We start from the raw sequence: 20,015 nt of genomic DNA, 5'->3' as shown, positions 1-20,015 counted from the left end.
AAAAAAATTAATACATCGGATTAAGCTGTAAAGGCGGTTCCTGTAACAGCCTGACTTGTTCAGAAAAAAGACTCACTTGCTTATGCCAAAAATCACTATCAGCCATCCACGGAAACGCTTTTGGAAAAGCCGGATCTTGCCAGCGACGAGCAACCCAGGCTAAATAATAGACCATTCGCATCGCACGCAGAGGCTCTATTAATGCCAATGTCTTGGGATCAAATGCCATAAACTGACCATATGACTCAAGCAAGATATCCAACTGGATCACCCTTTCTTGTCGTGAGCCACTCAGCAACATCCACAAATCCTGAATAGCGGGACCATTGCGGGCATCATCAAGATCCACAAACCATGCTCCATCACGCCACAAGATATTACCAGCATGGCAATCACCATGCAGCCGCAATACTTGCCAGTTATCATGCCATTGGCTTGCGACTGCCTGATTCAATTCATCGAGTGCAACCAGAAAATTCTGTTTATGCCGGGCGGAAATGAGTTTACATTCAGCGAGATGTTGATACGGCTGATATAAATATTCATTCAGATTAAGGGTAGGACGAGCAGAAAATGGCTTTTTTGCCCCGATTTGATGCACTCTTCCCAGCAATCGCCCAACGTCTTCCAATTGGTCAAAACTATCTGACTCGTACTGACGCCCCCCCACACTGGGAAAAATGGCAAAAAAGAAACCGCCGTAATTCAGCACTGTCTGCCCGTCAAACATTAACGGGGCTGCCACGGGCAAATCAGCCTGCTGCAATTCATGGGCAAAATCGTGTTCTTCCTGAATTTGCTGCTGGCTCCAGCGCAGGGGGCGATAAAATTTCACAACATAGCGTTTGCGGTTCTCATCCATGAACTGATACACCCGATTTTCATAGCTGTTCAGTTCAGTCAGACCAGAATCAAGATACAGGCCAGATTGCCCCAATGCATCCATGATTAAATCTGGCGTAATATTTTGGAAATTAAAAGCTTTCGGTTCTGTCACAACACAGTTCTCTCTTTATCAATCTTCAATAATGCCCCGGGCACGCAACAATGCCGTCTTAAAATCTGCTTCATAATCTTTTTTCAACCCAGGGATTTCTGCATGGCTATCCGTACCGCGCATTTTCAGGTGATAAATCAAAATATCATCCGTTAATTCAGACAACTGCCCTGTGAATCCCGCTTCATCAGCCAGTTTTTGCAAAAGCGCCAGCAAATTTAAATTCGGCTCATTCTTCCATACTGGATGTAAAAGTTCGATAACTTCATTGAGGCGGTGATACTTCATTTTTAGTTCCTTATAAATCACGATACAAATTAGCAGGGTTAATGACTTTGAGAAAGCATTGGTCTGTCAATCAGCGTAAAGTTATACTGCCACCTCAAGCAGCATGGTGGGATATTGATTCACAATTGAAAGACAAAGGGTATACCAAACATTAAATATTTCATTGCCCAATATCAGGTGATTTTACATGACGCATCCAAAAATCAGTGGCGCAATTCTGGCTGGAGGATTATCCACCCGCATGGGAGGAAACGACAAAGGATTGCTGCAATTTAACAATGCACCACTCTACCAACACATTGCCACAAGATTGCAGCCGCAGGTTCATGAACTGTTGGTTAATGCCAATCGCAATCTGGCGGTTTATTATCAGAGTGGCTATCCCGTCATACCGGATATCATTGCCGATTTTTCCGGGCCATTGGCAGGTATGCTGGCGGTTTTAAAAAGCGCCATCCACGAGTGGGTGGTATTTGTTCCTTGCGATGTCCCCAATTTCCCGGAAAACCTGGTCGCAACACTGTGGCACTACAAACAAAACGCCTTGGCTGCTTATGCTCATGACTGCGAATGCGCACATCCTACTCTGGTATTAATGCACCGCAGACTAATCCCCCGCCTGGAAAACTATCTGGCTTTGGGAGACAGAAAACTGATGTTCTTTATGCAGATGATTAAGGCAAAAGCGGTTTATTTTCCCAATCCCAATGCGTTCACCAACTTAAATACACCTGAAGAATACCATCATTGGGAACGCCTTTAGGAGATGGCATGAACCACAGCACCAACAACACAACACTGCCTATTCTGGGTATCACCGCTTATAGTGGAACCGGAAAAACGACACTATTGAAGCACGTTATTCCACTGTTACGCCAGCAACACATCCGCGTTGGGCTGATTAAGCATACTCACCACAATATGGATGTCGATAAGCCCGGCAAGGACAGCTACGAGCTACGCAAAGCGGGGGCTGCACAAACATTGGTTGCCAGCCAGCAACGCTGGGCTTTGATGACTGAAACCCCAGAGTTGCCGAAACTGGATCTTGACTACCTTGCCCGTCAATTTGATGTCAATTTGTCGGATCTGATTTTGGTTGAAGGATTCAAACATGAACCCATCCCCAAAATCGCACTTTATCGAGATGGCTTAAACTCTACCGTTGATGAGCTTCTCGATCCGCATGTCATAGCAATTGCCAGCGATATTACGCTGGCAACACCACTTCCACAGTTTGATATTAATCGGCCGGAACAAGTGGCAGCGTTTATTGCCGAGTGGTTACATAATAAAAAAGAAGTAATACCTGATTATTAATGACATGAACGGCCTGATGTAACCTAAGCATAAAATGGCTCTTTGAAACCGAACCCTTTTTTAGGCGCATCAGGCGCGGGCATCCCTGCCCATATTGATGCCAGATAGATTTACGCAAGCCCAACATTATCTCTGGAGAGAAATGTAAATTTCTATTGATTGGCTATTATTAATAAATGTTGCGGAAAATGAAAAATTAGACAATAACCAATAATTAATATTAATCCTCATGAGGTACTTATATATGTCTTCATATATCAGAAAAATAAATTTATTTTTTGCATTATTTATGATTATCTCAATGAGTAATGCTTCAGAAGTGCATAACATAAATCCAGCGAAACCGGATACACATTTAGAACAAATGCATAAAACTATCGAAGCTGGTACATCACATAGCATTGCTGGTCATATCCAAACATTGGGGAATGTTTTATCATCACCTTCAAACCTTGCTGAACAAGCAAAATCCTATGCGTTGGGTAAATTTAATAATACTGTATCTTCCGAAGCTCAAAAATGGTTATCTCAGTTTGGGGCGGTGAGAGTTAACTTTGGATTAGACAGGAAATGGAAGCTGAAGAATAGTTCACTCGATATTTTACTGCCACTTTATGATAACAAAGCAGATTGGTTGCTTTTTTCCCAGTTAGGTTATCGTAATAAAAACAGTAGAAATACGGTTAATCTAGGTTTAGGTGGCCGCTATTTTAATAACAACTGGATGTATGGCTTAAATACTTTTTATGACCATGAACTGACCGTAGGAAATCAAAGATTAGGACTAGGTGGGGAATTTTGGGGGGATTATATTAAATTTTCAGCTAATGCTTATTATCGCTTAAGTAATTGGCAAGAATCTCGAAAATTTCAGGATTATTATGAACGTCCAGCCACGGGTTATGATATTAATGGCGAATTTTTCTTGTCGGTTTATCCTAATTTAGGAGCAAAACTGACCTATGAGCAATATTTTGGTGATAACGTGACGTTATTCAACCGTGATACGAAACAAAAAAATCCACGCCAAGCGAAATTAGACCTAACGTATACTCCGATCCCGCTGGTTACTATTGGCGTAGGTTATCGGCAAGGCGAAGAAGGACACACTGATACCCAGTTTCAGGCAAACTTAAATTATAAATTCGGAATTCCTCTGAATACTCAATTATCACCGGCTAATGTCGCATTGATGCGAACATTAGCAGGCAGCCGTTACGATTTTGTCGGAAGAAATAATGATATTGTTATGGCTCATCAAAAAAGAGAAAAAGACGAACTGTTCACGTTAGGACCAATTATTGGATATGGCCAGCAAGAAATACCCATTAATGCCCCTATCCACTCTTATACAAATATCAAACATATTAGCTGGGTTGTACCAGATAAAGCATTTAAAGATAATCACGGGAAACTCTCTTCCGATTCAGGTAGGAGTATTGTTATTACGCTTCCCAGTTATCAGGAAACGCATAAAATAGATTACAAATTGGATATATTGATCACTGATAATCAGGGAAAAACACAACCTATTCAGACCACTATAAAAGTTTTGCCTTTTTTGATCGATGGAGAAGTGAATATTACAGGTAATGAAAAAAATGGCTATACGTTTAGTGACCCCATTATTACTTATCAGGGGTCGCCCGATGGAGAATTTGTCAAGAATGCCAGAATTAACAAAGTGACCTGGACAACGGAGCCTGCTTTAGGTGATGAATCTGGCTTAAGCTTCAAATGGAATGATAAACCTGCCCAAACGAGTGAAAAAGGAGAATTGACAAATAAGGAGGGGAAATTAACGCCCAATATTTTAATCAGCAAAAAGCCACATAACGAAGTTAAAGTTTACATACAACTAGATGGTGCTCCACGGCAGGAAATAGGTACCGTGAAATTTAGCACGGTTAAATACCATGTTAAAAACCTCGCTATTGATAAGAAAAGTCCGCTGACCGCCAATGGTGAAGAGAGTTATACCTATACGGCCTATATCATAGATCAGGATGGAAATCCGGTAGCCGAGGGGCGGACCATTTCCAACGTCCAGTGGAATAAGGACAATAACAACCCGGGACTGAAATTCACGTTCAAGAATGGGGAGGATAAAACCGGCAAGGGCGGCACACTCACGGCAACCCTGAGCAGTACAGCCGATGTCGATAATGTGGTGGTTTCGCTGGCAGTGGAAGATAAGAAGTCCCCCCTTCCGGCAACCGCGGTGTCTTTTGTTGTTGATCCTAAACAATACCGTGTTAAAAACCTCGCTATTGATAAGAAAAGTCCGCTGACCGCCAATGGTGAAGAGAGTTATACCTATACGGCCTATATCATAGATCAGGATGGAAATCCGGTAGCCGAGGGGCGGACCATTTCCAACGTCCAATGGAATAAGGACAATAACAACCCGGGACTGAAATTCACGTTCAAGAATGGGGAGGATAAAACTGGCAAGGGCGGCACACTCACGGCAACCCTGAGCAGTACAGCCGATGTCGATAATGTGGTGGTTTCGCTGGCAGTGGAAGATAAGAAGTCCCCCCTTCCGGCAACCGCGGTGTCTTTTGTTGTTGATCCTAAACAATACCGTGTTAAAAACCTCGCTATTGATAAGAAAAGTCCGCTGACCGCCAATGGTGAAGAGAGTTATACCTATACGGCCTATATCATAGATCAGGATGGAAATCCGGTAGCCGAGGGGCGGATCATTTCCAACGTCCAGTGGAATAAGGACAATAATCACCCGGGGTTGAAATTCACGTTCAAGAATGGGGAGGATAAAACCGGCAAGGGCGGCACACTCACGGCAACCCTGAGCAGTACAGCATATGTCGATAATGTGGTGGTTTCGCTGGCGGTGGAAGAACAGACATCCCCTATTTTAGCTAAACCGGTTAAATTCATACTGGATGAAAAAGATTTAGAGATAAATATCAGCATATCTTCGACAGGACCATTAATGGCTAATAATTCTGATACATATATTTATACAGCTACAATTACTGATAAAAAAACAAATAGTAACGTATCAAATTATACGTTTGATTCAGTAGAATGGACTTTACCAGACAATATAACAGGTATGACTGTATCTAAAGATTCAGACGTTACTGATGCACAAGGGAATTTAGTTGCAAGGGTAAAAAGTCATGTAGGTATTGATGATTTTAGCGTGAAATTGACCCTCAATAAAAAAATAAGCAAAACTAGCGATAAAAGAACTTTTAATCCTATCCCCAAAAAAGCAGAGATATTTCTATATAATAACCAGAACTCCTCGGTTAATAGTGATAATAAAAACATAATCTTTTCTAATGCACACGCGCCTGTTAATGCCTTTTATTCTTTAAGTGGGGCATTAAGAAACTCAAATGGGGAGAAAATTACCAAATCAAACAATCAATCAGTTATTTTTACTTCAACCAATCCAGATATAACTTCTATTGATGCAGACACGGGCGAAATATCCTTTAATAAGCCAGGTAACGCAACATTGTCTGCTACAATAACAAACAAAAGCAATAGTATAAAAGAATTATATGTTTATATGACAAAAGTTAAAAGATATTTCTCACAAGATCCAAGTAGTTACGATGATATACAATGGAATAATGGAAAAAAATGTGAAACTAATGGCCTTGTTACACCAAACTTTAAAGCAGACATTTTTAATGACAATAGTAATAATAATGAAAATGTCCCCCCTGTGTTAGCGGTAGAATTTCCAGATATTAGTTTATGGAATTTGCTACCAACGGGTAGTAGCACTAATAGTTCTACATCTAGTGGTACTATATTCTTTTTTGTTAAGGATGATAGTAATGACTATCTAATCTATAACTCGTGGGATCATAGTACACCATCAGCTAGTTTAGGAGGAGGAGGATACCTACTTTGTGTAGTTAAGTAATGTTGATAGTTTGTTGCACTAATGCAATATATCATTAGTGCAACAAAAGCTAAATATATCTATCTTTAATACGTAGAATCTGTTATTAATTTATATTAACCTGATCTTCTTGGTCATAAGTAAAACGAACATCTTCACTCTTATCCCTAGGAAATGTTATTCTTATGACAGGTAGCAGTATACCGGTAGATTGATAAAAATCTTTTTGATCATGCTGCGCATCTTGTAATCCATCATTTTGATAAAAAAAAGCTTCTATCGGTAATTTTTCAGGAATATCTTGATCCCAAACAGCCAAAAGTAATTCATTGTTTAATGGCAAATCAATCAGTGAGCTAACTTTAATAGCCTGCATAAAGATATCTGCACTGCCATCACCAGTTACATCAAAACCACATTGAGCATTACGATCAGAATGATTGACATTTATGTAATTATTAACCCATTGTTCTGCTGTAGTAATATTCTGTTGTTGACAAGACCCTCTATTGGGATACCCTGAATAAGAACCACATCCTTTATCATTTCTAGCATCAGTACCTCCATCGATAGGAAAATAACAGAGAGTTTCAGGATTAATTTTAGGGTTATCTACATTATCAAAAACTTCAAGATAGGGAGAAAAAATATAACCATTATGATGATCAATTTCTAATTCACTAATTTTGACGTCAGATCTTAGGTAAGAAAATGAAACACTTCCCTTTCTTTGAGAAGTTGGGCTAGGATTCCATGAATGATATTTATCTGACGCAACAGTTCCTCTTATTAATATTCCCGAACATAAAAATACCGGAAGCCCGTCATCCCCACAAGATATTTGATTATCAAAATACCTTTGAGTTATTTTTTTCGCAACATCGTACCCAGTATCGGCGTTAGCATTAGCGACAGGCATAATAAATGCCATATACAGAAATAATTGAATAACCAATTTTATTCTTACCATAATATTCACCTATGTTTTTTAAATTATGATGAAATTTGTCAATATTTTAAAAGACATTGGCGCACAGGAATATAGATAATGAGAGCAATAATTATGTCTATCAATCTCAATATATTTCCTTTGTTATGCACCAACATCTTATTTAAAATATGATGATTTATTAAAAGTATGATAATTATTATAGAACTTGCCTTAATACCTCAGAAAAATCATACTCTACGCCCGGATGCATGCTTCCTACCGCATAATCAACCAGCACAATTTGTCCCCTATTTTCTTCTACCCAATCAGCTGAAAGCCGTGCACCCATTTGTTGTACATCATCAACGGGTTTATAAGAAGTTTGTATCATTGTTTTTCCAACAGCACGTATTTCTACTGATTGATCTGGTGTCATATTAGGATATTCAATGATTACGTGAACAGTTCCATCACCTCGATAGAAAAGTCTGGGTGGCGGTAAATTAAGTTTTTGCCCTTCAATATCCAGAGATAAAGTCCCTGAATATACAGCGGCATTTTGGCTTAATCCGTCAACTTTAAACCGGATTTTTGCTGCACTACCAATACTATTAATAAACTCCATCCGGGGAATATAAAATGTCAGCGGCATAATTTCATCTATTTCTTGTGATGGTGTTGAGTAAGGTGGTATATTATTACGACCTTGCCATAAAACTTGCACAGTTTGCCCTGAAGCCATGCCGGTATAGACTGGTACAGTTATCTTTAAATTATCTAACCGATAATAATCGCTTTTTGTTAGCAGTGTCCCATGATTACCTGTAGCTTCTGGAACAGTTGGAAAGTAATCAGGCAAACTGGATAATGCTGTCTCAATATTTACCGTTGCTATTTTAGATTGTACTGAATTACCCGATAGTTTTGTTACAGTATAATATCCTGTATACTCTCCATTTGTTGAAAAATCATCTATGGAAAATACAACCTCAAAAAAATCAGAGGGAATAATACTCATATTAGAAGAGAAAGGAAATGAAGTTATAGTATTACCTTTGTTGTCTGTCAAGTAACCCACAATTTTGTCGCCAGATTTTTCATCACCATAACCTGGAATTAGCATTGTTATGTATCTAGCCCCTTCAGCTTTTTGAGCATCTATATCAATCACACCTCCTAACGCTTGTGGGTAGGACGGTGGATTTAATTTATATTCATATGTCATATTTAGTATGTAAATGCATCCCATTGATATGAATTTATTCACAATTTTCAGCATTTACCCTTTTAAAATTATTGAAAGTATTTTATTAGCCGTCTATACTCATTAAAAACAAGTGACGGCTTGGTTTATAATGGAAAAAGAATAATATTTTATATTTAAATATTAATTAATTCCTCCCCCAGGCAGAGTCGTGTCTATATACCCTTGCCAATTATGACTGTATTTAATATTATTCCCATCCACTTTATAATATAAAATATAAATAACAGCTTCCCCGCCGGATATACTTGAATCAACATCTCCTGTTACAGTAATCGGGATAGATATATGTCCTTTCGATGTTGTAGCAGGAGCAGTTGCTTGAGGTAATTGAAGTTTATTCTTATAGGATATAGGACCTCTATTTGAGGATTTAATAAATACCTGAATCTCAACATTATCTCCAGGATTTACTTTCTGGTTATCTGCTGAGTCAGCTTCAATTTCCACATAAAGGGTATCTCCCCCATTAAATCTATATTGATTAATTGTCGTGAAATTAATCCCATCTCCTGGGTTTAAAATAGAATCCGGATTAATTCCATAGCTTGAATATATTTTAGGAAGATCAAAAACTCTATTTTTATCGGAGTCTGGTGGACCATACTGATAACCATCATACTTAAAAAGAATACCATCTGAATATCTAATATTTGAGTTTTCTCTTGCAATAATATAACTAAATGCACTTTCCTTTGATATGGGTAACATTGAGAATGGCAACTGATAAGAATAATCATCTAATTTTGACAAATCCGAAATTTCAACATAGTTTCCTACTACATTACCATTAACAAGATACAAAATATAATCTGTTTTTCTTATGCCATCATAAGAAGGGATTTTTATATTAAAATCCTCTTCATTATTTAATGGTTTTAAGGTATCACCATATAGTTCTGCTATATCAGGAGCTGTTAGATGTTCTTCAAATTCAGCACCTACTAAATCTAAAATAAATAAAGGATTTTTAGATTTTCGTTCAATAGATAAACCTTCTATTGAACTATAGAAAGCTAATACAGCTGGATGATTTTTTTGAGGAAACACATAAAATTTCAAATTACCCTGAGAATCTGTGGTTAGGGTAATCTGTTGATGTTTTTCAAAATTATTAGTATTAGGCTGTAATGGATGACCATCAGCATCCATTACAGCAACTTTTGATAAACTATCTAGACTATTTGCTGATATATTAATACTTAAATTTGGAATTACTATTCCTGAACTGTCTTTCACAGTTGTTGTTATTGTTACCCTATTAAGATTTGTCTGAACTGGCTTGTTTTCACCAGAGGGTGTTTCGATATAAAATTTATCTGTTGTTAGTGATAAAGTATCTGAATTTATATCTGAGACTTTCCAACTGAAAGGCTGAGATTTATAACCTGTATTTGATGTGCTTATAGTAAAAGTTTGTGGAGCCTTGAAAAATTGTGTATCTTTACTAACTTGAATAAGAAACTCAGCAGTAGCAGATTTATGCTCAATTTTAACTTCAACTGTACTTTTGTCAATAACTGTTATCCAATTACCGGTTGGAGTAAGCGTCACAGTATCTGTACTTACAAAATCTTTCGCTCCTTCTGATAAATTAATTGTTAATTTCAAATTTTGACCAGCAATTAATGTTGCATTTTTAGATAAGTCTGTTCCCTTATCTGTTACTACTGTTATTTTTTGATTGTTAGATGTCATTTTTTAATTTTCCTTTCTATTAACTTGGCTTAGGTTTTCATTTTTTGAAATGCAACTATCAACAACGAATTTAATAATAGAATAGGCATTTACTTTAGCAGAGCGTTATTTTCCACAATTAGTTTTATTTTTTCTCAACAATCATATTGATTGATTTTTATTGTATGTTACAATTTTAATCAGTAATTACCTTACCCCTAATTTTTTAAATTTAAAATCCTGTCTGTTTATTTCTTGACAGTATCTTATATTCAAATCATAAATTCAATGCATACATTAAAAATATAATTTTATGTTAAAATAATTATTTTATAGTATACGTACTCGCTTTTTATTGTATATTTATTATTAATTTGGTTTTTTGTATTATTTTTTACTGAAAAATAATGTGCAGAGGTTCAGGTTAAATAGGCGAGAGCATAGTTACACTAAAACGGAAGGCGCGACACTGACAAAACGGGTATCATCAAGCAAGGTGGGAAAATCGTTGTGGTGATACTTCCAGAGGCATTCCAAACAGAATGTTCCTTATCCAGAGTTCAGATACCCTCTGTTATCATTAATTATCCGATAAACAGAGGGTTAAACCCGTCCTACTTTCCAGTTAATGACAGACGACAATATTTCCTGTCACTCGATCTGATATCCTCTTTTGCCTTATTTTCCTTCCGGCATCAAACCAATAAACGTGGTTTTTTTACGGGGTTCAGTCATCAATACTTCTAGCCTTTCCACACAACGCAGGTAATGAGGCGTTTTCTTATGCGCTGCAACTGCCGCTTCGTCAGCATAGGCTTCATAGATATAGAAGCGAGTCGGGATATTCTCATCACGCAATACATCGAACCGTAAATTACCCGGCTCTTTAACCGAACCAAAGTGATTATCCCGAAATACTTCGATAAATTCGTCTATCTTGTCGGCCTTAACATTAATTTCCACTAATGTGACGTGCATATTATTTCCCCCTGGCTTTTTCACTCAGGAAAAGCTCATAAGCCTGAGCAGGTTTCTCATGATGATGCACCACGGCCTGCACCGCTTTCAGCATCGCAACAGGGGCTTCCGACTGGAAGATATTGCGTCCCATATCCACACCAGACGCCCCCTGATCAATCGCCTGATAGCACATATTCAACGCCTCCGGTTCCGGCAATTTTTTACCACCCGCAATCACAATCGGCACTGGACAACCCGCCACAATCCGCTCAAAACCGCTTTCGACATAATAGGTTTTGATGATGTTCGCCCCCATTTCAGCTGCAATGCGAGTCGCCAGCGAGAAGTAACGTTGGTCACGCGCCATATCTTTACCGACGCCCGTCACCGCCATTGTTGGCATGCCATAACGTGTTCCCTGATCCACCAGCTTGATAATGTTCTTGATAGATTGGTGTTCGTGTTCTGAACCGATATAGACCTGTGCTGCAACCGCACAGACGTTGAGGCGCAGTGCATCTTCCATCGCCACCGCAACAGCTTCATTGGAGAGTTCAGTCAGAATCGAGTTAGCCCCAGACGCACGCAGAACGACAGGTTTATTGGTTGCAGGCGGAACCTGACTGCGCAGGATACCGCGGGTACACATCAACACATCGGTATATTCAAACAGCGGGGCGATATTGATATCAATACGCTCCAGGCCTGTCGTTGGTCCCTGAAAATAACCGTGGTCAAATGCCAGCATCACCGTTTTATTGGTGGTGGGATTGAAAATCCGTGACAAACGGGACTGCATACCCCAATCCAGCGCACCACAGCCTTTCAGTTCAAACAGCGTGTTCTGTTGCGGTGTATTAATGCCAAAATCTTTACCCTCTTTGATATCATCTAAATCTGCCATTTCTCCCTCCAGAAAGGTGTCAGGGGCTGTATACCCGCCCCATGAATTAGAAACCGTACTGATTGATATTGTCTTTGGTGAAAATTACCCGCTCCAGCATAACAACAATGCCATTGCCTTTCGTTATAGCCAAATCGGGTAGTGGCAATTTCCCAATCCATAACGTTACTGACGTCAGTTATCCAACGACCCGATGCAAACCCCCTCCAAATACCAACACCACCAACTTAGCTCTAACACAACCAAACATGAACATTTATTTATTAAAAATATTTTTGTTCAAAACTCTAATTCATAATTATAGATTTTTGCAGTATTCCGATCACATTCTGTGAAAAAGTTAAAATTATGTTAAAGTTCATTCAGATCGCTATGAAAATTGATCGACGAATAGTACTCATCCACTCCCTGTGACATATCGAACAAAGGTAACGACAGACGAGGATAGCATCATGAATCAACGCGCTTATACCCCCCCATCAGGGAAGTATCTGATGGCGCTTGATGCAGGAACTGGCAGTATCCGGGCAGTTATATTTGATCTCGAAGGCAATCAGGTTTCCGTTGGACAAGCTGAATGGATACATCATCCCGTACCGAATGTTGCGGGTTCAATGGAATTTGATCTGAAAAATAACTGGCAACTGGCCTGCCAATGCATTCGGCAGGCACTGCAAAAGGCAGAACTGCCTGCCAAGTCGATTCAAAGTGTTGCCGCCTGTTCAATGCGGGAAGGGATTGTCCTTTATAATGGCGACGGCGATCCTATCTGGGCATGTGCCAACGTAGATGCCCGCTCCAGTCGTGAAGTCAGCGAACTGAAAGCGCTTTACAATAATACCTTTGAATATGATGTCTACCGCTATTCCGGCCAAACGTTGGCATTGGGAGCCATGCCACGCCTGCTTTGGCTAGCGCACTATCGCCCTGATATCTATCAACAAGCCAGTACCTTAACCATGATCAGTGATTGGCTGGCTTATATGCTAAGTGGCGAGCTGGCCGTTGATCCCTCTAACGCGGGCACAACAGGCATGCTGAATTTAGCCAGCCGCGATTGGTGCCCCAACCTGTTAGAAATGGCAGGATTGCGCTCTGATATCCTCTCTCCCGTCAAAGAAACGGGCACCTTGCTCGGCTATATTACGGCAAAAGCCGCGGCAGAATGCGGCCTGAACAGCGGTACTCCCGTGATTATGGGTGGTGGCGATGTTCAACTCGGCTGTCTTGGCATTGGTATCGTCAAGCCCGCCCAAACCGCAGTACTCGGCGGAACATTCTGGCAGCAAGTCGTCAACCTGCCTGAACCGATCACCGACCCCAACATGAACATCCGTATCAATCCGCACGTTATCCCCGGCATGGCACAAGCAGAATCCATCAGTTTTTTCACCGGTCTCACCATGCGCTGGTTCCGCGATGCTTTTTGCGCAGAAGAAAAACGGCTGGCGGAACGACTGGGCGTTGATGCCTACAATCTGCTGGAAGAGATGGCGGCAAGGGTTCCTGCCGGTGCACATGGCGTCATACCGATTTTTTCCGATGTTATGCGCTTTAAATCGTGGTATCACGCTGCGCCATCTTTCCTCAATCTCTCGATTGATCCAGAAAAATGCAACAAGGCAACGCTATTTCGGGCGCTGGAAGAAAACGCCGCTATCGTTTCGGCATGTAACCTTGATATGGTTTCGGCTTTCTCTGGTGTCCAGGCAGAATCGCTGGTCTTCGCAGGTGGTGGGGCAAAAGGCAAACTCTGGAGCCAGATTCTGTCTGACGTTACGGGGCTGCCTGTTCGCGTGCCTGTGGTAAAAGAGGCAACGGCATTGGGTTGTGCCATTGCGGCAGGGGTGGGGGTTGGATTATATGCTTCCATGCCCGCAACAGGAGAAAGATTGGTACGTTGGGAGCGGGAATATCAACCGAATTTAAACCACAGTGAGGTTTACCAGAAAGCGAAAAAAGACTGGCAGGCGGTGTATGCAGACCAACTGCATCTGGTGGATGACGGGCTGACAACTTCGTTATGGAAGGCACCGGGGTTGTGATTCAACATTTAATAAAAAACTTTCCACCTGATATGTAGTGCCTATCTCAGATAAAAAAGCCAGAATAACTCTGGCTTTTTTCAGCAATAAATAATGGGGAATTACGCTTAAAACCTATCCCATTATCTCATCGTCACAAACTCTTCTGCCGCCGTCGGATGGATAGCAACCGTATTATCAAAATCCTTCTTCGTTGCCCCCATTTTCAACGCAACCGCAAAACCTTGCAGTATTTCATCCATGCCAAAGCCGATACCGTGAATACCGACTATCTTCTCATTGGCTCCTATACAGACCAGCTTCATACGGCATGGCTGACGGTGCTGCGTCACTGCGGTGTACATTGCGGTGAATGACGATGTATAAACCTTAACCTGATCTTCACCATACTGAGCTTTTGCCTGTGGCTCCGTCAAACCTACCGTGCCAATTGGTGGATGGCTAAATACCACTGTAGGTATATTGGTGTAATCCAGATGCTCATCAGGTTTATTATTAAACAGACGCTCTGACAAACGACGCCCTGCGGCTATCGCAACTGGCGTCAACTCCACCGCACCCGTGTTATCTCCCACCGCATAAATACCATTAACATTGGTGTTCTGATATTTATCGACCTGAATATAGCTTTTTTCATTCAGTTCAACACCTGTAGCGGCCAGATTCAGTTTATCTGTCATCGGCTCACGCCCAATCGCCCAGATCAGCGTATCAACAACCTGCTCCCGGCCATCCTGCAATTTAACTGTCAGGCTGCCATCACTATTTTTAATCACGGACTGTAATATTGCTTCTGTATGCAGTATTGGCCCTTCATTTTTGATGACTTCCAACAGTGTTTCCACAATCAGGGGGTCAAAAGAACGCAAAGGTGCATGTTTACGGACAAACAGATGTGTTTCGCTACCCAGTGCATTCAAAACACCCGCGATTTCAACAGCAATATAGCCAGCCCCGACCACAGCAACGCGCTTCGGCAGTTCATTCAGCTCGAAGAAACCATCTGAATCAATGCCATATTCCGCCCCGGGAATATCTGGACGTACAGGACGCCCCCCTGTTGCGATCAGGATATGGTCAGCCGTGATTTTTTCGCCATTAACCTCGACAGTATGCGCATCAACAAAACGGGCAACTCCCTGAATAACATCGACCTTATTATTATTCAATACGCGTTCATATGACTGATGGATACGCTCAATATAAGCAGTGCGGCTGGCAATAAGTTTTTTCCAGTCAAAGTGATTGACGGTGGTATCAAAACCATAATCGGGACCATATTGATGAATAGATTCCGCAATTTGAGCAGCGTGCCACATCACTTTCTTTGGTACACAGCCCACATTAACACATGTTCCACCTAACGCCTTTGCTTCGATCAGGGCACATTTTTGCCCATATATAGCGGCACGGTTAATGGAAGCAATGCCGCCACTGCCACCACCAATTGCAATATAATCGTAATGTTTACTCATCTTAGGTCATTTCCGTCTAATCAATTAAGTTACTGCTAAAGCTCAACCTGACGTCATTATTACAAAAAGTTATCACTGACAGTGGACGATTCTAGCTCTTATTGCCATAGGCCACGGCTATAGAGTGATAACGCCACACTAAACCTTTACCTTATTCGGAGACAATCCACTCTACTGATGTATGTCCTGTACCTTCAGGAACCAGTACCTGATGCAACCACGGCAATACAGCCTTCATCTGTTGTTCTAATTTCCACGGTGGATTAATGACGATCATACCTGATGCCGTCATACCACGCTGATCACTATCAGGGCGAACACCAAGTTCAATTTGTAAAATCTTACGAATACCAGCGGCTTCCAGCCCCTTCACCAAGCGTTTAATCTGCTGGCGCAGAACAACGGGATACCACAGTGCATAAGTCCCTGTAGAAAAGCGCTTATACCCTTCCTGAATACCCTGAACGACATTCTGATAATCCGATTTCAATTCATAAGGCGGATCAATCAGTACAAACCCACGACGGCTTTTTGGTGGCAGCTTTGATTTTAATTGCTGGAAACCATCTTCCCGCAGGACACGGGCACGTCTGTCGCGGGAAAACTCCGTACGTAACAGAGGAAAATCGCTAGGATGCAATTCACTCAGATTAAGCTCATCATGCTCCCGCAATAAATGACGAGCAATCAGCGGAGAGCCTGGGTAATAACGTAAAGAGCCTTGTGGATTCAGCATCTTCACAACATCCATATACGCCGCCAATTCTTCGGGGATATCATCACGCTGCCAAATACGGGCAATACCTTCCAGATACTCTCCTGTACGTTCTGCACGTTCTCCACTCAAATGATAGCGGCCTGAGCCAGCGTGAGTATCCAGATACAGGAAAGGTTTTTCTTTTACTTTAAGTGACTCAATGATCAGGCTTTGTACTACGTGCTTTAACACATCAGCATGGTTGCCGGCATGGAAGCAATGGCGATAACTTAACATTGGATTTAACCCCGAGAGCAAAATATTGATAACTTGCCTGATGCCCTATCAGACAACTAAAGGGGCATTATAGCCTCATTCTTAACAAAAAAGATAAGTGCCTCTTTTTGCTCTCTTCGTTGTGAATCTAGAGGGGAGCTTTCAGGATCAAAGCAAGATCAGCGTATAAAATTTCAGATAAGTAACCTAAAAAACTTAGGAATAATTCATGATGTCGAAAACAGTGATCTTATCTGTATTGATCGTTTTCAGTATGAGTGTTGCCTATGCAAACCGGGGTAAAACGGGATGTGAGATTAAGAAAAAAACGTTGGAAAAACAGCTCCAGTATGCTCAGGCAGATAAAGATAAGCGTCTGATAAAAGGATTAATGCGCTCTTTGGAAAACATAAAGACTACATGTGCTCTGGAAGAGCTTCTTCAAGCACAAAACAATAAGCCAGAAACCGTAAAAGGCAACGCGAAAAATAATACAACAGGGAACTCAGCTGACAAGAACAGTTCACCACCGTTGAAACAGCCAAGTAGCAAAAGGCCATCTCACAAACCGTCTAAAAGCAACAAAATAGACATAAGAAAGAAAAAATAAATAAAAAAGTGCGGGCCAGGTACAAAACACGGCCTGCATCTAATCCTGTATTTATTTTATCATCCAATAGGTTTATAGCTCCCTCCCACTAATTTGCTGCACATTAGAAGGAAAGATATTGTAATAGATTTTATCACTCATAAGCGGTTCATTTTCAATTTTCACAGAAAGAATGGAGTTATCTTTAGAAATAGCATAATGGCTAAAATAATTCCCTTCCCTTTCATAAGGATAATAAAAATTAGGCTTAATGAATTTTTTCATATAAGACTCATCTGGTGGATGATACTCATCTGAATAAATCACCTTCTGATCTCTGACAAAAATAATTTTATAAAAAAGGCTGGTTTCGTAATTAAACTTTGCCCCGATAATTTTTTCAATATCCTCCGGCGCTATGCCTTTGTCGATGATATACATTTTGTCCCAGTCAAAAGGAATAATTTTATTCATATCAATCAAACAGGTTGTATTTCTCTGGCAATGCTTATCGGCATAAGCAATAATCCCTAATCTGCTGTTTTCAAAAGACAAAAATAAAATAGCAATTCCCAGTATTAACGAAAAAATAATCACATTACTTTTGTTGACACCACGGAAAAACATCATTCCCCCCTTCATAATCAAATTTGATATGAGAAAACGGCCTTGGAATTTTAACCTTTAAAATCAACTAATTGATTGATATTATTCCTTATGAATTTTACAACTGCATTTTTATCGCCACATCTTGCTTCACGGCACTGATAAACACAGGCAAAAAACACGCCCTTCTGCCTTTCCAACAGCAGCCTGATTTTTTTAGGGTTTACAATTGCTATGAAGGTATATCTTGAATTGTGGAGACAATTCGACATCACTTATTACTTACAAGCGATTGTTATACAATTGCTATTTGATATCTTAAGTGCGGTTTACAAGATAAAAACAGATGTCCACTTCCAATCTCTAGCATCAAGAGAGTTATACAGGGACACTCAGGATGACTAAAAAGTATAGTAATTGTACCCGCGTTTTTTTTGATTTCAAATAGAAAAATATGGTAAGCAAATAATAAATTAGATAAATAGTTGCTAACGTGATTTTATGATAGTTTTAGAGCAATCTCGTGTATCTGATTTGTTATATTAAAAAATAATCATAAAAAGAAAGGAAATACAGGTAATTTATGCATATCAGTGTACTTTTGCATTCACCTACCTTAGGGAACCGCTACAACATGCAGCCGGAACAGCGGCAGGTAATAAAGGAAGTACTGGAAGGGATGATCATCAAGTATGAAGCTGAACGCTGGTCTTCCAGAATGAAGTAAAAACGATTAACGCAACGTATTCGGGCGGGCACCCGAACACGCTGCTAACCATAAACAACTAATAAGGAGTTGAATGATGGCTAAGGCGCATTCTAGGCAAAACCGTGCAGTAAATAAAGCTACAAAAACAGAACGTTATTACACCGTGGGATACGTGCCGCAAAATAACAAAGCCAACGCCCCGCCTGCAATCCACCTTAAAGGCCAGTGGCTTAAGGCGGCTGGCTTTGATAAGGGCTGTACCCTGACCGTGAAGATACTGGATGGCTGTCTGGTGCTCATTCCTGACAGCAACGACACCCGCACCATCAAGCAACAGTACCGGCGCCAGCAAGACCAGCTCAGTGAGATCAAGCTCAAGATGCGCGAACTGCTTGGAGATTATAAGGCAGGATAATCGTAAAAAGCCGGAAGATCATGCAGATCTTTCCGGCTTCAATCTTAGATATAAGACACTAATCTATTATAAATAAACTAATCACCCTCAAATAATCCTATATATTTCAGTCCATTGTATTGTTTTTTATATGGAGGGTTTACGTGTGGTTCTGAATCCTGATACCAAAAGATGGCATTTGCTTCTTTTATTCCTAATCTGTCACATATGTCTTTTATTGATTGAAATTCATCTTGATCAACAGCAGCATCAACTAAAATTTCATCTATAGAGACACTTTCATCACGGCGCGGAATTATTCCTATAAAGTCCTCATCGTACCATTGAAGACCAACATCCTTACAAAACTGACAAAGTTTATAGTTAGGATCATCAAAATTGCCTTCAACAGAATAATCTAGCTCAAAATATTTTATATATTCGTCTTCAGAGGAAAAATTATTTCCAATCCATAAATGCACTCTATTTTCAGTTGTCATTTTCCACACTTACCTTTATATATCATATGATTACGATGATGCTTACCATTATTTTCTTGGCATCAAATTTACTTTTAGCGTTTTTCAGATCTGCAATTAATTTATTATGAAAATGCCTACCCGCTCTACTTCCATGATGCCCGCCATCTGGTACAGGATGTCCTTTGGAATCTGTTACATTTGTGAACGTAATCTTATCTGTATCTACAACATATTTTTTTAGCTCTTCTGCTGTAAAACCTAATTCTTTTGCTTTAGCAGCTAAAGAAACAGGAAACATCTCATGTTTTCCTCCGGCTCCTCTTAAAGCGGAAGAAACAGATGCTTTATTACTTATAATGTCTTGAACTGTAGCTTTATCAAACCATTCATTAAATTTACCAGGTTCCCATGCGGCCCATCCAAGCGGATCTATAAATCGTGCCGGGTTTTTCACGTAAGCATAATGATTATCGCCCCCCGCTAGTCCAACCGGATCGGTCATGCTGATAAGG

Annotated in this window: 17 protein-coding genes and 3 pseudogenes; 7 read left to right on the top strand and 13 right to left on the bottom strand. The window is 40.2% G+C overall.

What is annotated here, in order from left to right:
- Positions 1 to 7 precede the first annotated feature (7 nt).
- Positions 8 to 997 (bottom strand): serine/threonine protein kinase, encoded by a 990-nt coding sequence (locus ABLA76_RS09465; protein ID WP_348987738.1) that lies wholly within the window; start codon positions 995 to 997, stop codon positions 8 to 10.
- A gap of 18 nt (positions 998 to 1,015) precedes the next feature.
- Positions 1,016 to 1,285, bottom strand: a complete 270-nt coding sequence (locus ABLA76_RS09460) for a YihD family protein (protein WP_047770746.1) — start codon at positions 1,283 to 1,285, stop codon at positions 1,016 to 1,018.
- Positions 1,286 to 1,472: 187 nt separating this feature from the next.
- On the opposite strand from ABLA76_RS09460, the gene mobA reads away from it, so the two are divergent.
- The 3 genes from mobA to ABLA76_RS09445 all read left to right on the top strand — a co-directional run bounded on the left by mobA (position 1,473) and on the right by ABLA76_RS09445 (position 6,515).
- Positions 1,473 to 2,048: a molybdenum cofactor guanylyltransferase MobA gene (gene mobA / locus ABLA76_RS09455; RefSeq protein WP_348987737.1), complete on the top strand. Its 576-nt coding sequence runs from the start codon at positions 1,473 to 1,475 to the stop codon at positions 2,046 to 2,048.
- Positions 2,049 to 2,056: 8 nt separating this feature from the next.
- The gene (mobB, locus tag ABLA76_RS09450; protein ID WP_348987736.1) at positions 2,057 to 2,605 is read left to right on the top strand and encodes a molybdopterin-guanine dinucleotide biosynthesis protein MobB; all 549 of its coding nucleotides are present in this window, start codon (positions 2,057 to 2,059) and stop codon (positions 2,603 to 2,605) included.
- Between the two features lie 244 nt (positions 2,606 to 2,849).
- Positions 2,850 to 6,515: an inverse autotransporter beta domain-containing protein gene (locus ABLA76_RS09445; protein ID WP_348987735.1), complete on the top strand. Its 3,666-nt coding sequence runs from the start codon at positions 2,850 to 2,852 to the stop codon at positions 6,513 to 6,515.
- Positions 6,516 to 6,600: 85 nt separating this feature from the next.
- Here the strand turns inward: ABLA76_RS09445 and ABLA76_RS09440 are convergent, their stop codons facing one another.
- The 6 genes and pseudogenes from ABLA76_RS09440 to lsrF all read right to left on the bottom strand — a co-directional run bounded on the left by ABLA76_RS09440 (position 6,601) and on the right by lsrF (position 12,230).
- Entirely contained in the window at positions 6,601 to 7,464 is an 864-nt protein-coding gene (locus ABLA76_RS09440) for an N-acyl homoserine lactonase (RefSeq protein WP_348987734.1), read from the bottom strand.
- A gap of 178 nt (positions 7,465 to 7,642) precedes the next feature.
- A complete protein-coding gene (locus ABLA76_RS09435; protein ID WP_348987733.1) occupies positions 7,643 to 8,704 on the bottom strand; it encodes a hypothetical protein in 1,062 nt (353 codons plus the stop codon).
- Between the two features lie 108 nt (positions 8,705 to 8,812).
- Positions 8,813 to 10,387 (bottom strand): hypothetical protein, encoded by a 1,575-nt coding sequence (locus tag ABLA76_RS09430; RefSeq protein WP_348987732.1) that lies wholly within the window; start codon positions 10,385 to 10,387, stop codon positions 8,813 to 8,815.
- Positions 10,388 to 10,813: 426 nt separating this feature from the next.
- Positions 10,814 to 10,909, bottom strand: a pseudogene (locus ABLA76_RS09425) (IS982 family transposase); the annotation flags it as partial.
- Between the two features lie 135 nt (positions 10,910 to 11,044).
- On the bottom strand, positions 11,045 to 11,344 hold the full coding sequence (gene lsrG / locus ABLA76_RS09420; protein WP_348987731.1) for a (4S)-4-hydroxy-5-phosphonooxypentane-2,3-dione isomerase: 300 nt from the start codon (positions 11,342 to 11,344) through the stop codon (positions 11,045 to 11,047).
- 1 nt (position 11,345) lies between these two features.
- Entirely contained in the window at positions 11,346 to 12,230 is an 885-nt protein-coding gene (gene lsrF / locus ABLA76_RS09415; RefSeq protein ID WP_047770742.1) for a 3-hydroxy-5-phosphonooxypentane-2,4-dione thiolase, read from the bottom strand.
- Between the two features lie 452 nt (positions 12,231 to 12,682).
- Here lsrF and lsrK point away from each other — a divergent pair, with 452 nt between their 5' ends.
- Complete coding sequence (gene lsrK / locus ABLA76_RS09410) at positions 12,683 to 14,275, top strand: autoinducer-2 kinase (protein ID WP_348987730.1); 1,593 nt, start codon at positions 12,683 to 12,685, stop codon at positions 14,273 to 14,275.
- A gap of 122 nt (positions 14,276 to 14,397) precedes the next feature.
- On the opposite strand, the gene gorA is transcribed toward lsrK, so the two are convergent.
- Both gorA and ABLA76_RS09400 read right to left on the bottom strand, forming a co-directional pair.
- Positions 14,398 to 15,750, bottom strand: a complete 1,353-nt coding sequence (gorA, locus tag ABLA76_RS09405) for a glutathione-disulfide reductase (RefSeq protein WP_348987729.1) — start codon at positions 15,748 to 15,750, stop codon at positions 14,398 to 14,400.
- A 151-nt stretch (positions 15,751 to 15,901) separates the two neighbouring features.
- Positions 15,902 to 16,744 (bottom strand): 23S rRNA (adenine(2030)-N(6))-methyltransferase RlmJ, encoded by an 843-nt coding sequence (locus tag ABLA76_RS09400; RefSeq protein WP_348987728.1) that lies wholly within the window; start codon positions 16,742 to 16,744, stop codon positions 15,902 to 15,904.
- A 208-nt stretch (positions 16,745 to 16,952) separates the two neighbouring features.
- On the opposite strand from ABLA76_RS09400, the gene ABLA76_RS09395 reads away from it, so the two are divergent.
- Positions 16,953 to 17,333, top strand: coding sequence for a DUF1090 family protein (locus ABLA76_RS09395; protein WP_047770738.1), 381 nt, complete (start codon positions 16,953 to 16,955; stop codon positions 17,331 to 17,333).
- A 72-nt stretch (positions 17,334 to 17,405) separates the two neighbouring features.
- Here ABLA76_RS09395 and ABLA76_RS09390 read toward each other — a convergent pair whose 3' ends face one another.
- Entirely contained in the window at positions 17,406 to 17,942 is a 537-nt protein-coding gene (locus ABLA76_RS09390) for a hypothetical protein (RefSeq protein ID WP_348987727.1), read from the bottom strand.
- Positions 17,943 to 18,549: 607 nt separating this feature from the next.
- Between ABLA76_RS09390 and ABLA76_RS09385 the strand changes: the two are divergent.
- A pseudogene (locus ABLA76_RS09385) lies at positions 18,550 to 18,645 on the top strand (RstR family transcriptional regulator); the annotation flags it as partial.
- A 76-nt stretch (positions 18,646 to 18,721) separates the two neighbouring features.
- A complete protein-coding gene (locus ABLA76_RS09380) occupies positions 18,722 to 19,042 on the top strand; it encodes a SymE family type I addiction module toxin (protein WP_348987750.1) in 321 nt (106 codons plus the stop codon).
- A 77-nt stretch (positions 19,043 to 19,119) separates the two neighbouring features.
- On the opposite strand, the gene ABLA76_RS09375 is transcribed toward ABLA76_RS09380, so the two are convergent.
- Both ABLA76_RS09375 and ABLA76_RS09370 read right to left on the bottom strand, forming a co-directional pair.
- Complete coding sequence (locus ABLA76_RS09375) at positions 19,120 to 19,521, bottom strand: immunity 22 family protein (RefSeq protein WP_348987726.1); 402 nt, start codon at positions 19,519 to 19,521, stop codon at positions 19,120 to 19,122.
- A gap of 22 nt (positions 19,522 to 19,543) precedes the next feature.
- Positions 19,544 to 20,015: pseudogene (locus ABLA76_RS09370) on the bottom strand (hypothetical protein); the annotation flags it as partial.

This window comes from Xenorhabdus sp. SGI240, assembly GCF_040081915.1.
In the GTDB taxonomy this organism is placed as follows: Bacteria; Pseudomonadota; Gammaproteobacteria; order Enterobacterales; family Enterobacteriaceae; genus Xenorhabdus; species Xenorhabdus bakwenae.
The sequence above is the reverse complement of the archived record's forward strand: the minus strand, read 5'-3'. Positions and strand labels throughout refer to the sequence as shown.

Bases quoted from the DNA above. Each gene is read 5' to 3' on its own strand.
- ABLA76_RS09460 (WP_047770746.1), bottom strand. From the start codon at position 1,285: ATGAAGTATCACCGCCTCAATGAAGTTATCGAACTTTTACATCCAGTA.
- mobA (WP_348987737.1), top strand. From the start codon at position 1,473: ATGACGCATCCAAAAATCAGTGGCGCAATTCTGGCTGGAGGATTATCC.
- mobB (WP_348987736.1), top strand. From the start codon at position 2,057: ATGAACCACAGCACCAACAACACAACACTGCCTATTCTGGGTATCACC.
- ABLA76_RS09445 (WP_348987735.1), top strand. From the start codon at position 2,850: ATGTCTTCATATATCAGAAAAATAAATTTATTTTTTGCATTATTTATG.
- ABLA76_RS09440 (WP_348987734.1), bottom strand. From the start codon at position 7,464: ATGGTAAGAATAAAATTGGTTATTCAATTATTTCTGTATATGGCATTT.
- ABLA76_RS09435 (WP_348987733.1), bottom strand. From the start codon at position 8,704: ATGCTGAAAATTGTGAATAAATTCATATCAATGGGATGCATTTACATA.
- ABLA76_RS09430 (WP_348987732.1), bottom strand. From the start codon at position 10,387: ATGACATCTAACAATCAAAAAATAACAGTAGTAACAGATAAGGGAACA.
- lsrG (WP_348987731.1), bottom strand. From the start codon at position 11,344: ATGCACGTCACATTAGTGGAAATTAATGTTAAGGCCGACAAGATAGAC.
- lsrF (WP_047770742.1), bottom strand. From the start codon at position 12,230: ATGGCAGATTTAGATGATATCAAAGAGGGTAAAGATTTTGGCATTAAT.
- lsrK (WP_348987730.1), top strand. From the start codon at position 12,683: ATGAATCAACGCGCTTATACCCCCCCATCAGGGAAGTATCTGATGGCG.
- gorA (WP_348987729.1), bottom strand. From the start codon at position 15,750: ATGAGTAAACATTACGATTATATTGCAATTGGTGGTGGCAGTGGCGGC.
- ABLA76_RS09400 (WP_348987728.1), bottom strand. From the start codon at position 16,744: ATGTTAAGTTATCGCCATTGCTTCCATGCCGGCAACCATGCTGATGTG.
- ABLA76_RS09395 (WP_047770738.1), top strand. From the start codon at position 16,953: ATGATGTCGAAAACAGTGATCTTATCTGTATTGATCGTTTTCAGTATG.
- ABLA76_RS09390 (WP_348987727.1), bottom strand. From the start codon at position 17,942: ATGATGTTTTTCCGTGGTGTCAACAAAAGTAATGTGATTATTTTTTCG.
- ABLA76_RS09380 (WP_348987750.1), top strand. From the start codon at position 18,722: ATGGCTAAGGCGCATTCTAGGCAAAACCGTGCAGTAAATAAAGCTACA.
- ABLA76_RS09375 (WP_348987726.1), bottom strand. From the start codon at position 19,521: ATGACAACTGAAAATAGAGTGCATTTATGGATTGGAAATAATTTTTCC.